The 13,334-nt window shown below is 69.8% G+C and carries 14 protein-coding genes; 3 read left to right on the top strand and 11 right to left on the bottom strand.

What is annotated here, in order from left to right; all coding sequences use genetic code 11:
- Positions 1–126 precede the first annotated feature (126 nt).
- Positions 127–1,872, top strand: coding sequence for a thiol reductant ABC exporter subunit CydD (cydD, locus tag BLS66_RS00970; protein ID WP_074724893.1), 1,746 nt, complete (start codon positions 127–129; stop codon positions 1,870–1,872).
- Positions 1,869–3,542, top strand: a complete 1,674-nt coding sequence (gene cydC / locus BLS66_RS00965) for a thiol reductant ABC exporter subunit CydC (protein WP_074724892.1) — start codon at positions 1,869–1,871, stop codon at positions 3,540–3,542. The genes cydD and cydC overlap by 4 nt, the downstream gene beginning before the upstream one ends.
- 91 nt (positions 3,543–3,633) lie before the next feature.
- Here the strand turns inward: cydC and BLS66_RS00960 are convergent, their stop codons facing one another.
- The 11 genes from BLS66_RS00960 to ccmA form a co-directional block, all read right to left on the bottom strand.
- Positions 3,634–3,978 carry a DUF1294 domain-containing protein gene (locus tag BLS66_RS00960; protein WP_049464997.1) on the bottom strand — a complete coding sequence of 115 codons (345 nt, stop codon included), beginning with the start codon at positions 3,976–3,978 and terminating at the stop codon, positions 3,634–3,636.
- Complete coding sequence (gene metX / locus BLS66_RS00955; protein ID WP_049464998.1) at positions 3,979–5,091, bottom strand: homoserine O-acetyltransferase MetX; 1,113 nt, start codon at positions 5,089–5,091, stop codon at positions 3,979–3,981.
- 148 nt (positions 5,092–5,239) lie between these two features.
- Positions 5,240–6,226 carry a tetratricopeptide repeat protein gene (locus BLS66_RS00950; protein WP_074724891.1) on the bottom strand — a complete coding sequence of 329 codons (987 nt, stop codon included), beginning with the start codon at positions 6,224–6,226 and terminating at the stop codon, positions 5,240–5,242.
- On the bottom strand, positions 6,220–6,669 hold the full coding sequence (locus BLS66_RS00945) for a cytochrome c-type biogenesis protein (RefSeq protein WP_074724890.1): 450 nt from the start codon (positions 6,667–6,669) through the stop codon (positions 6,220–6,222). Before BLS66_RS00945 ends, BLS66_RS00950 begins: the two co-directional genes overlap by 7 nt.
- Before the next feature lie 4 nt (positions 6,670–6,673).
- Complete coding sequence (locus BLS66_RS00940) at positions 6,674–7,291, bottom strand: DsbE family thiol:disulfide interchange protein (RefSeq protein ID WP_049465004.1); 618 nt, start codon at positions 7,289–7,291, stop codon at positions 6,674–6,676.
- An 8-nt stretch (positions 7,292–7,299) separates the two neighbouring features.
- Positions 7,300–9,219 (bottom strand): heme lyase CcmF/NrfE family subunit, encoded by a 1,920-nt coding sequence (locus tag BLS66_RS00935; RefSeq protein WP_074724889.1) that lies wholly within the window; start codon positions 9,217–9,219, stop codon positions 7,300–7,302.
- Positions 9,220–9,681 (bottom strand): cytochrome c maturation protein CcmE, encoded by a 462-nt coding sequence (gene ccmE, locus BLS66_RS00930; protein WP_014647764.1) that lies wholly within the window; start codon positions 9,679–9,681, stop codon positions 9,220–9,222.
- Complete coding sequence (locus BLS66_RS00925) at positions 9,678–9,866, bottom strand: heme exporter protein CcmD (RefSeq protein WP_074724888.1); 189 nt, start codon at positions 9,864–9,866, stop codon at positions 9,678–9,680. Before BLS66_RS00925 ends, ccmE begins: the two co-directional genes overlap by 4 nt.
- Positions 9,863–10,633: a heme ABC transporter permease CcmC gene (gene ccmC / locus BLS66_RS00920; protein WP_049465009.1), complete on the bottom strand. Its 771-nt coding sequence runs from the start codon at positions 10,631–10,633 to the stop codon at positions 9,863–9,865. Before ccmC ends, BLS66_RS00925 begins: the two co-directional genes overlap by 4 nt.
- 43 nt (positions 10,634–10,676) lie before the next feature.
- A complete protein-coding gene (gene ccmB / locus BLS66_RS00915; RefSeq protein WP_006456616.1) occupies positions 10,677–11,372 on the bottom strand; it encodes a heme exporter protein CcmB in 696 nt (231 codons plus the stop codon).
- Positions 11,369–11,938 (bottom strand): heme ABC exporter ATP-binding protein CcmA, encoded by a 570-nt coding sequence (ccmA, locus tag BLS66_RS00910; RefSeq protein ID WP_425513135.1) that lies wholly within the window; start codon positions 11,936–11,938, stop codon positions 11,369–11,371. The genes ccmB and ccmA overlap by 4 nt, the downstream gene beginning before the upstream one ends.
- Before the next feature lie 247 nt (positions 11,939–12,185).
- Between ccmA and BLS66_RS00905 the strand changes: the two genes are divergently transcribed.
- A complete protein-coding gene (locus BLS66_RS00905) occupies positions 12,186–13,334 on the top strand; it encodes a pyridoxal phosphate-dependent aminotransferase (RefSeq protein WP_049465014.1) in 1,149 nt (382 codons plus the stop codon).

Here is a 13,334-nt window from a genome sequence, read left to right as displayed (position 1 = left end):
AATGTATGAACAGGTGCCCCGGTTGATCGTATGCCAACCTGATGAAGACTGCGACCGCCGGCCGCAGGGGTGGGCGGTTGCCTGCGCCTACAATGCCGTGTCTCCCCTGTTTGCCGTGAAGACCCCTTGAGCGCCGCCGAACCGACCCCTGACGGCCTGTCCCAGGACGCCGAAACGACCCGCCAGCGGCGCGCCCGCAGTGCATGGCTGGCCGATCTGGCACGGCCCGCGCGCGGCCGCCAGCGCCTGGCGGCGATGTGCATCAGCCTGTCCGGCGCCCTGTTGATCGGCCAGGCGGCTGCCATCGCCTGGCTGGTGCAGCAGGTGCTGGTGGAGCGCGCGCCGCTGGCCTCGGGGCTGCCGGTGCTGGCAGGGCTGGCGGTGATCCTGGTGCTGCGCACGCTGCTGGGCAGCGCCACCCAGGCGGCCGCCGGCGATGTGGCCGATGCCGCGCGGCTGGCCCTGCGTGAGCGCGTGTTCGCGCGCCTGCTCGGCCATGGACCACTGTGGCTGCGCCAGCGCCGCACCGGCGAACTGGGCGAACTGATGCTGCATCACGGTGATGCGATCGAGAGCTATTACAGCGGGTTCCTGCCGGTGCGCACCGAAGTGGTGGTGGTGCCGCTGCTGATCCTGGCCGCAGTCGCCTGGGTTGACTGGGTGGTGGCGCTGATCCTGCTGTTCACCGCGCCGCTGGTGCCGTTCTTCATGATGCTGGTGGGGTGGGGCGCCGAAGCCGCTGGCCGCGCCCAGTTGGGGGAGCTGGCGCGGATGAGTGGCCATTTCGCCGATCGCATCAAAGGCCTGGGCCTGCTGCGCCTGTATGGTCGCGGTGACGCCGAACTGGCCGGCGTGGAGGCCGCCGCCGAAGGCGTGCGCGTGCGCACCCTGAAGGTGCTGCGCATCGCCTTCCTGTCGTCTACGGTGCTGGAGTTCTTCGCCTCGGTGAGCGTGGCGATGGTGGCGCTGTACCTGGGCCTGAGCTACTTGGGCATGATGTCGCTGCACACAGCGGTGCCGACACTGGGCGCGGGCCTGTTCTGCCTGTTGCTGGCGCCGGAGTTCTACGCGCCGCTGCGCCGGCTGGCCGCGCACTACCACGACCGCGCCAATGCACTGGCCGCCGCCGCCGAAGTGGAACGCCTGCTGCAGTCGCTGCCGGACGAGCAGGGCCTGATCGAAAGCGAGGCTGTGCCGCTCGCGGTGGAGCCGGCCGAGGCCGCGTTGCCGCCGCTGCAGGCGCAAGGGCTGGTACTGCGCCCGCTGGGGGCGCCGCAGGATGTGCTGCGGGATCTGGACGTGCTGTTGGAACCGGGCCAGCGCCTGGCGCTGGTCGGTCCCAGCGGTTCCGGCAAGAGCACGTTGCTGGAGGCGCTGGCCGGGTGGTTGCCACCCCGTGCCGGCAAGCTGCAGGTGCGGCCGGGCGTACAGGTGGCCTATGCCAGCCAGCGGCCGTACCTGTTCCACGGCAGCATCGCCGACAACCTGCGCCTGGCCGATCCCGGTGCCAGCGAGGCGCGCCTGCGCGCGGTCGCCGAGGCCGCGCAGGTAGTGCAGTTTGCCCAGCGCCTGCCGCAGGGGCTGGACACGGTGATCGGCGAGCGCGGCTTCGGCCTGTCCGGTGGCGAGGCGCGCCGTATCGGCCTGGCCCGGCTGTTGCTGCGGGACCCGCAGGTGCTGCTGCTGGACGAGCCCACCGCGTTCCTGGATGCCGACACCGAAGCCGCGTTGCTGCGCAGCCTGGCGGCCTATGCGCGTGGCCGCAGCGTGGTGGTTGCCACCCACAGCCCGGCCGTGATCGCCTGGGCCGACCGCTGCCTGCTGTTGCCGGAAGGGCGTCTGCTGGAACCAGCACAGGCGGTGCGCGCATGAGCCGTTCACCCGATACGCTTCGCGCGGTGTTCCTGCGCCATCGCCCGCGCCTGCTGCTGACCGTCCTGCTGCTGTGGACCACGATGCTGGCCGGCACCGCTCTGCTGGGCCTGTCCGGTGGGTTCCTCACTGCGGCCGCGCTGGCCGGTGCGGCCGGCCTCGGCCAGGGCTTCAATTTCTTCTCGCCGTCGGCGGGCATCCGCGGCCTGACCATGGCGCGCATCGTGTCGCGCTACTTCGAAAAGCTGATCGGCCACGATGCCACCCTGCGCATCGCCCGCGATCTGCGCGTGTGGTTCTTCCGCCGCGCGCTGCCACTGGCACCGGCGCGGCTGGGTGCTACCCGCACCGGCGAGCTGCTGGCCCGGCTGCTGGGCGACATCGGCGAAGTGGACGGCCTGCTGGTGCGTGCGATCGGGCCACTGCTGGCATTGGCGGCGCTGTCGCTGGTCGCGGTGGCATCGGCGGCGCTGATCCTGCCGTCGGCGGCGCTGCTGCTGGCGGTGCTGGCGGTGCTGATCGCCTTCGGCGTGCCATGGCTGGGCGTGCGGGGGCGTGACGATGAAGAGGCCGACCGCGCCGCGCATCGCGCCGCATTGCGGACCGCGGCCTTTGAAGGGCTGGAAGGCGCCGGCGACCTGGCCGCGCTGCACGCCAATGCAGCGTGGCAATTGAAGGTGCGCGTGGCGGCCAAGCAGCTGGCCTCGCGTGATCGCCGCCGCCGCTGGCGCCTGATCGCGGCCTCGACCCTGCACGGCCTGGTTGCCGGACTGGGCCTGGTGGCGATGCTGGCGCTGGCCCTGCACGCAGCCGAACAGCAGCGCATTGCAGCGGAGATGGCTGCGGGCCTCGTGTTCCTGACGGTGGCGCTGATTGAATTGTGGGCCGGCATGGGCCTGGCCTGGCAGTCGCTGCAGTCCGGGCGCATCGCCGCTGATCGCCTGCAGGCCATCGTCGGGCAGCCCCCGGCGGTGGAGGATCCCCAGGTACCGCAGCCGGTGCCGCAGGCGGCGCGCGTGCACTGGGATGACGTGCATTTCCAGTGGCCGGGTGCCGCGCGGCCGGTGTTGTCCGGCCTGCAGTTGACCCTGGCACCGGGGGAACGCATCGCCATCCGCGGCGACAGCGGCAGCGGCAAGACCACGCTGTCCAGCCTGCTGCTGCGGCTGTGGGACCCGCAGCACGGGCGAATCACCTATGGTGGCCGCGACCTGCGCGACGTGGCCCAGGCCGAGTGGCACCGACAGCTTGCGTGGCTGCCACAGAACGCGCCGGTGTTTGCCGGCAGCGTGGCCGAGAACCTGCGGCTGGGTGATCCCGAGGCCAGTGACGCCGCATTGTGGGCAGTGCTGCGCCGCGTGCGCCTGGGGGAATGGGCCGAGCGCAACGGTGGCCTGCAGGCGTGGGTGGGCGAGAACGGCGCGACGATGTCGGCCGGCCAGGCACGGCGGCTGGCGCTGGCGCGCGCGCTGCTGCGCGCTGCGCCGATCCTGCTGCTGGACGAACCGACCGAGGGCCTCGACGTGGATACGGCGCGCGCGCTGCTGCAGGACCTTTCCGGCCTGCTGGACGGGCGCAGCCTGGTGATGATCACCCACGACGATCTGCCCGACGGCGTGGTCGACGCGCAGTACCGGTTGCGTGATGGGGTCCTGGTGCGCGAAGCGTGAACGGTCGTGCCGGCCGCTGGCCGGCAACCTCGTGGCACTTGATACGGATACGGAATTGCCGGCCAGCGGCCGGCACTACCTCAGCGGGTGGTTACCGCGACAGCTCGCGCAGCATCACCGCGATCGAGGCCACGTTGGCCAGCACGCAGAGCCAGAACACCCACTGGAACGCAGCCTTGCGGTGCTTGTGGCGGAACAGCGCCTGGCCAAGCAGCGCCCCCGGCCAACCGCCGGCAAAGGCCAGCAGCTGCAGGGTGCGCTCGGGAATCCGCCACTGTTTGCGCTGCGCGGCGCGCTTGTCGTGGCCATACAGGCCGAACGACACCGCACTGGCCAACAGGCACCAGCCACCCAGCCACAGCGGCAGCACACCGCTGACCATCAATGCGGCCAGCGCGCCGAACGCGGCCAGCGCGAGGTTGCGCCGCCAGGCCACTTACAGCGCGTCGAGGAAGCCGCGCACGGCCGGGCCGAAACGTTCGAAGTCGACGAGGAAGGCGTCGTGGCCCTGCGGCGATTCCAGGCCGATGAAGTGCGCATCGGCACCGCCGGCCCGCAGGCCATCGGCAACCTGTTGCTGCTGCTGTACCGGGAACAGGATGTCGGTGTTGGCGCCGATCGCCAGCGCCTTCTCCACGCGGATCTTCGCCAGCCCGGCCAGCACGTCGCCGTCGGCATACTCGGCCAGGTCGAACCAGTCCATCGAGCGGCTCAGGTACAGGTAGCAGTTGGGGTCGAAGAAACGCACGAAGCGTCGTGCATGGCCTTCCAGGTAGCTTTCCACCTGGAACTCCAGGCCGAACGGATCATCATCGGTCTGGTCCGAATCCAGCCGCACGCGGCCGAAGCGGCCATCCCACTCCAGCGCCGAGCGGTAGGTGATCACGCCCAGCTTGCGCGCCATGCGCATGCCGGACTCCGGGTACTCGGCATCGTCGTAGTGGCCGCCGTTCCAGCGTGGATCCAGGCGGATCGCCTCGCGCTGCAGCGAACGGATCGCGATCGAGAATGGCAGCGCCTGCGCACTGCCGGAAATGTTGATGTGGCTGCGCGCGATGCCCGGATGCAGCATCAGGATGGCCAGCGCGGTCATGCCGCCCATCGAATTGCCGATCACGCACGCCAGTTGCGTGATGCCCAGTGCCCGCACCACCTCGATGGCGGCGCGCGCGCCGTCTTCGATCGACAGCTCGGGGAAGTCCAGGCGATAGGGCTCACCGCTGGCCGGATCCAGCGAGGCGGGGCCGGTCGAGCCCTTGCAGCTGCCCAGCGAATTCACGCACACCACGAACCAGCGATGGGTGTCGATCGGTTTGCCGGGGCCTACCATCGCTTCCCACCAGCCGGGTGCGGGGTTGGCCTCGTTGGCCGCCGCATGCGCGTCCGGCGACAGACCGGTCACGATCAGGATCGCATTGCTGGCGTCGGCCGCCAGGGTGCCCCAGGTTTCGTAGGCCACGCGTGCGCCGTGCAGGGCGCCGCCGCGCTTGAACGGAAAGGGTGAGGGCAGGGCGTGGAAGCGGGTGCCGGGCGGGATGAATTCGGTCATGCAGGCATTCTAGCGGGGCGGCATGTGGAGCTGGCGACACGCTGGTTTCCATCGGCGATGCAGGTAGTGCCGGCCGCTGGCCGGCAACCTCGCAGGCGCATCACGATTCATGAGGTTGCCGGCCAGCGGCCGGCACTACCGCGGCGCGTTACGGGAAGCGCAGCTCCACAACACCGTCGTGGGGCAGGCTCACCTTCACCGGCACGCTCTGCAGGTCGCCCTCGCTGCGGTTGGCGCTGCCGGAGCGCGAGATGCGCGCCAGCACTTCCACTTCGCGATGGGCCGACAGCGGCGCGGTCGGCATCGGACTGTCGGCATCAGTCAGACCGACCGGGTCCGGAAAACCGGCCAGCGGCAGCTTGCGTGCGGCCACCGGCATCGGCGGTCCACCCACGGCGCGGGCCATGACGAACACCCGGGTACTGGCGGGCCACTCAGTGCTTTTCAGCGCAGGCAGCTGCACGCGCACCTGCAGCAGCGCCGGCGGCGCCGCGCCGGTATCGGGCGCCTGGCCGGCGGCCTCGCGGGCGATGGCGATCTGCGCCTGCAGCGCCTGCGCGGCGCCCGGTTCGAGCCGGGGCAGCAGGTCGCTCCACACGTCAGCGGCCTCGGCGTTCTTTCCGCGCTGGCGCAGGGCGATGCCGAGCAGCCAGCTGGCACGTTCGGCATCGGGTGCCTGTGCACGCGCCTGCTGCAGCCAGGCCATCGCGGTGTCATCGAACTGCTTGCCGGCATCGGCCTGCGCGCGCGCCTGTGCGGCTTCCACCAGCACGCCCGGATCTTCCGGGGCGAGTGCGGCGGCGCGTGCGAAGGCATCCGCTGCGGCGGCCACGTTGCCGAGTTCGGCCTGCGAACGGCCCAGCAGGGCCCAGCCATCGGCCCGCTGCGGGTCATGCTTCAGCGCATCCTGCAGGGCCTGCACGCCATCGCGCAGCGTCGCCACCGAGGCCGTCGGCGGCACCTGCGCGGCACGCGGGTCACCGACCAGCAGGTACAGGCAGGCGCCGGCCACGCCCAGTGCGAGTACGCCCAGCGCGAAACCACGGCGACCCTGGCCGCGCAGTGGCCACAGCACCAGCGCGGCCGTCAGCGCTGCCACCAGACCGGCCACGAGCGGTAGCCAGGCACTCACCATCCGTCTCCTTCATCGGTGCTGCCGGCCGGTGCGGCCGTGACGTCCCGGCCACGGCGGCGGACGATGCGCAGCACCACCAGCGCGCCGGCGCCGAGCACCAGCAAGGGGCCGCCCCACAGCAGCCAGGTACCCGGCTGCAGGGGCGGTTGATAGAGCACGAAGTCGCCATAGCGGGCGACCAGGAACTGCTTGATCTGTGCGTCGTCGTGGCCCTGCTGCATCAATTGCAGCACCTCCCGGCGCAGGTCCTGGGCGATCTGCGCGTTGGAGTCGGCCAGTGACTGGTTCTGGCACTGCACGCAGCGCAGCTGCGCGGCCAGGTCGTGGAAGCGGCGTTCTTCGGCGCCGTCGCGGAACTGCAGCGGCTGCGGGTCGTGCAGTGGCTGCTGGGCCAGCGCGGCCAGCGGCAGCATCAGAAGCAGCAACGCCAGCAGCCAGCGCATGGGTTCAGGGCGCCGTATGCAGGGTGTTGCCGGCACTGCCCTGCGCTTTCTCGATCTTCTGCAGTGCCGGGATCAGTTTTTCGTCGACCACGCGCTGGGTCATCGCACCACTGTATTTCCAGCGCACGATGCCGCTGCCGTCGACCAGGAAGGTTTCCGGCGCGGCGGTCACGCCCCAGTCGATCGCGGTGCGGCCTTCCACGTCGCTGAGCACGACCATGAACGGGTTGCCGAGCTGTTCCAGCCAGTGCAGCGCGTCCTTCGGATCATCCTTCCAGTTGTAGCCGATCACGCGCACGCGCTTGCTCTCGGCAAAGCGGGTCAGCACCGGGTGTTCCTCGCGGCAGGCCGCGCACCAGCTTCCCCACACATTCAGCAGGTACGGCGCACCGCGCAGGTCGTCGCTGTGCACGATCATCTCCGGATCGTGCAGCACCGGCAGCGCGAACGCCGGTGCCGGCTTGTCGATCAGCGGCGACGGCAGTATGTCGCGCTGCGGGTCGCCCGATTTCATCACCCCATAGATCATCAGCCCGAGCAGGCCGAAGAAGAACAGCACGCCGATCACGATGGCTACCGGCGGCAGCGGGCGGGAGGGGCGAGGGGCGGGGGACTCGGACATGGAAACTCCTACGGACGACGGAAACGGCGGTCGGCGGCGGTGATGAATCCGCCCAGGGCCATCAACAGCGCGCCCAGCCAGATCCAGCGCACGAACGGCTTGATGTGGACCCGGACCGCCCATGCATTGTTGCCCAGCGGCTCGCCCAATGCCACGTAGACATCGCCGTCGAAGCGTGCATCGATGCCGGCCTCGGTCATCACCTGGCCGCCGCTGGCGTACTGGCGCTTCTCCGGGTGCAGCAGGGCCAGCTCGCGGCCGTCGCGGTAGACGCGCAGATGGCCACGGTCGGCGATGAAGTTCGGGCCTTCGCGATGGTCCACGCCTTCGAAGCGGACTTCGTGGCGGCCGACCACCAGCTGCTGGCCCGGTGCCAATGCAACTTCGCGCTGCACGTTCAGCGCCTCCACCAGCAGCGCGCCAGCCAGGAACACGGCGATGCCGACGTGGGCGACGATCATGCCGAGCATTTCGGCGGTGAAGCGGCCATTGCCGCGCAGTCGTTGCCAGACGAAACGTGCGGTGCCGAGTGCAACCCAGGCCGCTGCGGCCACGCCGATGCCGGCCTTCCAGCCGTTCTGTGGCGCCCGCCACCAGGCCAGCGCGCCCAGCAGCAGTGCCAGGCCCAGCCACGGTGCCAGCAGCGCAAAGGCGCGCGAGGGCTGGTCACGCTGCCATTTCACCAGCGGGCCGAACGGCAGCAGCAGGATCATCGGCGCCATCAGCAGCAGGAACAGGCTGCCGAAGTAGGGCGGGCCGACCGAGATCTTGCCCAGCGACAGCGCGTCGGCCAGCAGCGGGTACAGCGTGCCGAGCAGCACCATCGCGCAGGCGGTGGCCAGCAGCAGGTTGTTGGCCAGCAGCAGGGTCTCGCGCGAGACGGCGGTGAAGCCGCGGCGTGGGTCATCGGCATCCACGCTCAGCTGGCTGGCACGCAGCGCGTACAGCAACAGGCTGCCGCCGACCAGCACCGACAGGAACACCAGGATGAACAGGCCGCGCGACGGATCGGCGGCGAACGAATGCACGCTGGTCAGCACGCCCGAGCGCACCAGGAAGGTGCCCAGCAGTGACAGCGCGAAGGCGGCGATCGCCAGCAGCAGGGTCCAGCTGCCGAAAGTGCCGCGCTTTTCGGTGACGGCCTGTGAGTGGATCAGTGCCGCACCGACCAGCCACGGCATGAAGCTGGCATTTTCCACCGGATCCCAGAACCACCAGCCGCCCCAGCCCAGCTCGTAGTAGGCCCACCAGCTGCCCAGTGCGATGCCCAGGGTCAGGAAGCCCCACGCGACGTTCGTCCACGGCCGCGTCCAGCGCAGCCAGCGTGCGTCGACACGGCCTTCCAGCAGTGCCGCCACCGCGAATGCAAACGGCACCGCGAAGCCCACGTAGCCGATGTACAGCATCGGCGGGTGGATGATCAGCCCCGGGTCCTGCAGCAGCGGGTTGAGATCGCGGCCTTCCAGCGGTGCCGGGTTCAGGCGCAGGAACGGATTGGAGGTGAAGATCAGGAAGGCAAGGAAACCGACGCTGACCACGCCCATCACCGCCAGCACGCGCGCCAGCACCGGCGTGGGCAGCTGGCGCGAGAACAGCGCCACCGCGCCGGTCCACAGCGCCAGCACCAGCGCCCACATCAGCAGCGAGCCTTCGTGCGCGCCCCAGACCGCCGAATAGCGGTACATCATCGGCAGCAGCGAATTGGAGTTCTCGGCCACGTAGCGCACCGAGAAATCCTGCTGCACGAACGCGGCGGTCAGTACCGCGAACGCGCCGGCGAGCAGCAGCAGCTGCGCGACGGCGGCCGGCCGTGCCACCGCCATCCAGGCCGCATTGTTGCGATGCGCACCGGCCAGCGGCAGGCCGGCCTGCAGCAGCGAGGCCAGCAATGCGCACAACAGCAGGATCTGACCCAGTTCGGGCAGCACTCAGCGCACCTCGGGTGCCGTCACCGGCACGTCGTGCTTGCGATGGGCGTCGCCCATCTTGTCGGCCACTTCCTTCGGCACGTACTTCTCATCGTGCTTGGCCAGCACTTCGTCGGCGACGAAGGTGCCATCCTGCAGGCGGCCGCTGGCGACCACCGCCGTGCCTTCGGCGAACATGTCCGGCAGGATCCGCGACGTGGTCACTGCCAGCTGCGCGTCGCCGTCGGTCACCTCGAAGCGTGCCTCCAGCGAGCCGACCGGTCGGTTGAAGGAACCTTTCACCACCATGCCACCGAGGCGGAAGCGCGACTGTGCATCGACATCGCCGCGCAGCACTTCCGAAGGCGTGTACAGGTAGGCGATGTTGCGCTCCAGTGCCATCGCCACCAGTGCGGTGGCCAGGCCGGAGGCGAGCAGGGCCAGCAGCACCCACACCAGGCGGCGACGCTGTACCGGGGTCATCGTTCCAGCTCCGTCGACAGCGGCGTCGCTGCGTCCGGCCTCCCGGCGCGGGTCTGGTGGCGCTGCTGGCGGGCCAGTGCCAGCCGGCGCGCAACGCGCAGGCGCAGCCACGAACCGATGGCATCGGCGCCGAGCACCAGTACGAACACGGCGTAGGCGCCGATCACATAGGGCAGGTGGGTCATGGCTGTGCCTCCCCGGCCGGGCGTTGGGCATCGACGCGGCCACCGACCCAGGCCTTGCCGGCCTCGCGGTCGAGATTGTCGGCGCGGGCCTTGGCCAGCACCGAACCGGCGAACCAGAACTTGGTGCCGATCACCATCCACCACAGCGGCGCGATCATCGCGCTGCTGATGGCCGATTCACCGAACACGCTGATCGACTGGCGCTGGTGCAGGCCGCCCCACCAGTCCACCGAGTAGCGGATCACCGGCAGCAGGCTGACACCGACGATGGCCAGCAGGCCGGCCGCGCGCGCGGCGCTGCGGCGGTCCTCGATGGCGTGGTACAGGCCGATCACGCCCAGGTACAGGAACAGCAGCACCAGCTCGCTGGTCATGCGCGGGTCCCAGTCCCACCAGGTGCCCCAGGTGCCCTTGCCCCAGATGCTGCCGGTCAACAGGGTGATCAGGGTGAAGCCGGCGCCCATCGGCGCGCAGGCCATGGCCAGGATCTCGCAGACCTTGATCCGCCAGATCAGCGCGATGGCCGCATACAGCGCCATCAGCGCGAACACGAACAGGCTCATCCAGGCGCTGGGCACGTGGATGTAGAGGATGCGGAAGCTGTCCAGCTGCTTGGCTTCCGGCGGCACCACCAGCAGCGCCTGCCACATGCCGACCAGCAGCACCGGTACCGCAACCAGGTAGAACACCCGCGACCAGCGGGCAGCGAAACGATCGAACGTGGGAGGCGAACCGAGTTGGTGGAACCAGCGGACAATCGGATTCATGCGTGGCGGCTATCCAGCAGGGGTGGATTGGCTCTCAGCTCGGTCAACTCAGAGAAATGCGTATTGCAGCGGCAGTGGCCAGCGGCGCCAGCACCAGCGCGACCAGCAGGCCAGCGCCCAGCATCAGCAGCGCACCGACCGGATCCTGCCCGCGCCCGGCTGCCGCCAGGCTGCCCGCGCCGAACACCAGCACCGGCACGTACAACGGCAACGACAGCAGCGCCACGAGAATACCAGAGCGTCGGATGCCGACGGTCAGCGCGGCGACCACGCCCCCGATCAGGCTCAGCAACGGCGTTCCCAGCAGCAACGATGCCAGCAACATCGGCAGCTGGTCATGCGGCAGATGCAGCATTTCGGCCAGCAGCGGGCTGACCACGATCAGCGGCAGCGCGGTGGTGGCCCAGTGCAGCAGCACGCGCACCAGCACCAGCCAGGCCAGCGGCACCGGCGCCAGCAGCCATTGTTCCAGCGAGCCGTCTTCGGCGTCGGAACGGAACAGCGAATCCAGCGACAGCTGTCCGGCCAGCAACACGGCCAGCCACAGCACTGCACCGGCGGTGGCGGCCAGCAGCTGTGGTTCGCGGCCCTGGGCCAGGGCGAACAGCACCACTACCAGCACCGCGAACAGCAGCGGTTGCAGCGCGTCGCCGCGGCGGCGCCAGAGCAGGCGCAGGTCGCGCTTGAGCAGGGCGCCTGCGGTCTGCCACAGGCCCGGTTCGGTGCCCGGCGCGATCATGCGGCACCGCCGAGGTCGAGCTGGCGGGTGCGCACCGGCGGTGCGGCATAGGCGCCGTGGGTGGTGACCAGCGCAGCGCCACCGGCGCGCAGGTGCGCCGAAATCATCCGGTTGACCAGGGTGATGCCCTCCAGGTCGAGGTTGGCATAGGGCTCGTCGAGCAGCCACAGCGGCGCTGGCGACAGCCAGATGCGCGCCAGTGCCAGCCGCCGCTTCTGCCCGGCCGACAGGTGCCGCACCAGGGTGTCCTCGTAGCCGGCCAGGCCGACGATCGCCAGTGCGTTGCCGGGCATCTGCCGGGCACGCCGGCCATGCAGGCCGCACAGGAAGTGCAGGTTCTCCAGCGTCCCGAGGTCCGGCTTCAGCGCCGGCAGATGGCTGAGGTAGGCCACGTAGCGCGCACGCTCGGCATTGCTGGCCGGCTTGCCGTCGATCCGTACCTGGCCGGCACCGGGCCGGGCCAGGCCGGCCAGCACGCGCAGCAGGGTGGTCTTGCCGGCGCCATTGCCGCCCTGCACCAGCAGGGCCTCGCCGGCGTCCACATGGAACTCCAGCGGGCCGAACACCGGCTCGTCATTGCGGGAGAAGCTCAGGCCGCTGGCGGCCAGCAATGCAGGGGTGTTCAAGGGGCAGGGGTCTTCATGCCGGAGTGCGGCGGCAATTGTAGCGGTGAATGCCGATGGTAGTGCCGGCCGCTGGCCGGCAATTTCCCGGGGTGCCAGCCGCGTGTGCCGAGGCGCCGGCCGGCGGCCGGCACTACCGGCGCGCGGATTGCGTAAACTCGGATCCCTTGTTCCCCCACAGTCCAGGCCGATGCAACCCACCACCAAGCTGCCCAAGGTCGGTACCACGATCTTCACCGTGATGTCCCAGCTCGCCGCCGAACACGGCGCGGTCAACCTGGGCCAGGGGTTCCCGGACTTTTCCGCGCCGCAGCGCCTGATCGACGAGACCGCCAAGGCGATGGCGGCCGGCCTCAACCAGTATCCGCCGATGACCGGCGTCGCGCCGCTGCGCCAGGCCATCGCGCAGAAGTCGCTGGACCTGTACGGCGCCACCATCGACCCGGACACCGAAATCACCGTCACCAGCGGCGCCACCGAGGCCATCTTCAACGCCATCCACGCCGTGGTGCGTGCCGGCGAGGAAGTCATCGTGCTCGACCCGGCCTATGACTGCTACGAGCCGGCGATCGAGCTGGCCGGGGCCACCGCCGTGCACGTGCCGCTGGACCCGCAGACCTTCGCCGTGGACTGGGACCGCGTGCGCGCGGCGATCACCCCGCGCACCCGCATGCTGATGGTCAATACCCCGCACAACCCGTCCGGTGCGATGCTGGACGAGGCTGACATGCAGGCGCTGGCCGCGCTGCTGCGCGGCACGCAGATCTACCTGATCTCCGATGAGGTGTACGAGCACATCATCTACGACGGTCGCCGCCATGAGTCGGCGCTGCGCTATCCGGAACTGCGCGAGCGCACCTTCGTCATCTCCAGCTTCGGCAAGACCTACCACTGCACTGGCTGGAAGATCGGCTACGCCGTGGCGCCGCCGTTGCTGACCGCTGAATTCCGCAAGGTGCACCAGTACAACACGTTCACCAGCTTCGGCCCGGCCCAGTACGGCTTCGCCGCGATGATCCGCGACGAACCCGAACACCACCTGGAACTGGGCGCGTTCTACCAGGCCAAGCGCGACCGTTTCCGCGAGCAGCTGGCCGGTACGCGCCTGAAGGCGCTGCCGGTGCCGGGTGGCTACTTCCAACTGGTGGACTACTCGGCCATCAGCGACCTGCCCGACCATGAGTTCGTGAAGTGGTTGACCATCGAGAAGGGCGTCACCGCCATTCCGCTGTCGCCGTTCTACGAGACTCCGCCGGCCGGCCAGCGCCTGGTGCGCCTGTGCTTTGCCAAGAACGAAGCGACCATGGACGCGGCGATCGAACGCCTGCGGCTGCTGTGA

The organism is Stenotrophomonas pavanii (assembly GCF_900101175.1).
Lineage (GTDB): Bacteria > Pseudomonadota > Gammaproteobacteria > Xanthomonadales > Xanthomonadaceae > Stenotrophomonas > Stenotrophomonas pavanii.
Note: the sequence above shows the minus strand (reverse complement) of the source record. Positions and strands in the feature narration are given on the sequence as shown.

Excerpts from the sequence above, each read along its gene's own strand:
- ccmB (WP_006456616.1), bottom strand. The coding sequence starts at position 11,372 with ATGATCGCGCCGGGCACCGAACCGGGCCTGTGGCAGACCGCAGGCGCC.
- cydC (WP_074724892.1), top strand. The coding sequence starts at position 1,869 with ATGAGCCGTTCACCCGATACGCTTCGCGCGGTGTTCCTGCGCCATCGC.
- BLS66_RS00940 (WP_049465004.1), bottom strand. The coding sequence starts at position 7,291 with ATGTCCGAGTCCCCCGCCCCTCGCCCCTCCCGCCCGCTGCCGCCGGTA.
- BLS66_RS00905 (WP_049465014.1), top strand. The coding sequence starts at position 12,186 with ATGCAACCCACCACCAAGCTGCCCAAGGTCGGTACCACGATCTTCACC.
- BLS66_RS00950 (WP_074724891.1), bottom strand. The coding sequence starts at position 6,226 with ATGGTGAGTGCCTGGCTACCGCTCGTGGCCGGTCTGGTGGCAGCGCTG.
- BLS66_RS00945 (WP_074724890.1), bottom strand. The coding sequence starts at position 6,669 with ATGCGCTGGCTGCTGGCGTTGCTGCTTCTGATGCTGCCGCTGGCCGCG.
- metX (WP_049464998.1), bottom strand. The coding sequence starts at position 5,091 with ATGACCGAATTCATCCCGCCCGGCACCCGCTTCCACGCCCTGCCCTCA.
- ccmC (WP_049465009.1), bottom strand. The coding sequence starts at position 10,633 with ATGAATCCGATTGTCCGCTGGTTCCACCAACTCGGTTCGCCTCCCACG.
- ccmE (WP_014647764.1), bottom strand. The coding sequence starts at position 9,681 with ATGACCCCGGTACAGCGTCGCCGCCTGGTGTGGGTGCTGCTGGCCCTG.
- BLS66_RS00925 (WP_074724888.1), bottom strand. The coding sequence starts at position 9,866 with ATGACCCACCTGCCCTATGTGATCGGCGCCTACGCCGTGTTCGTACTG.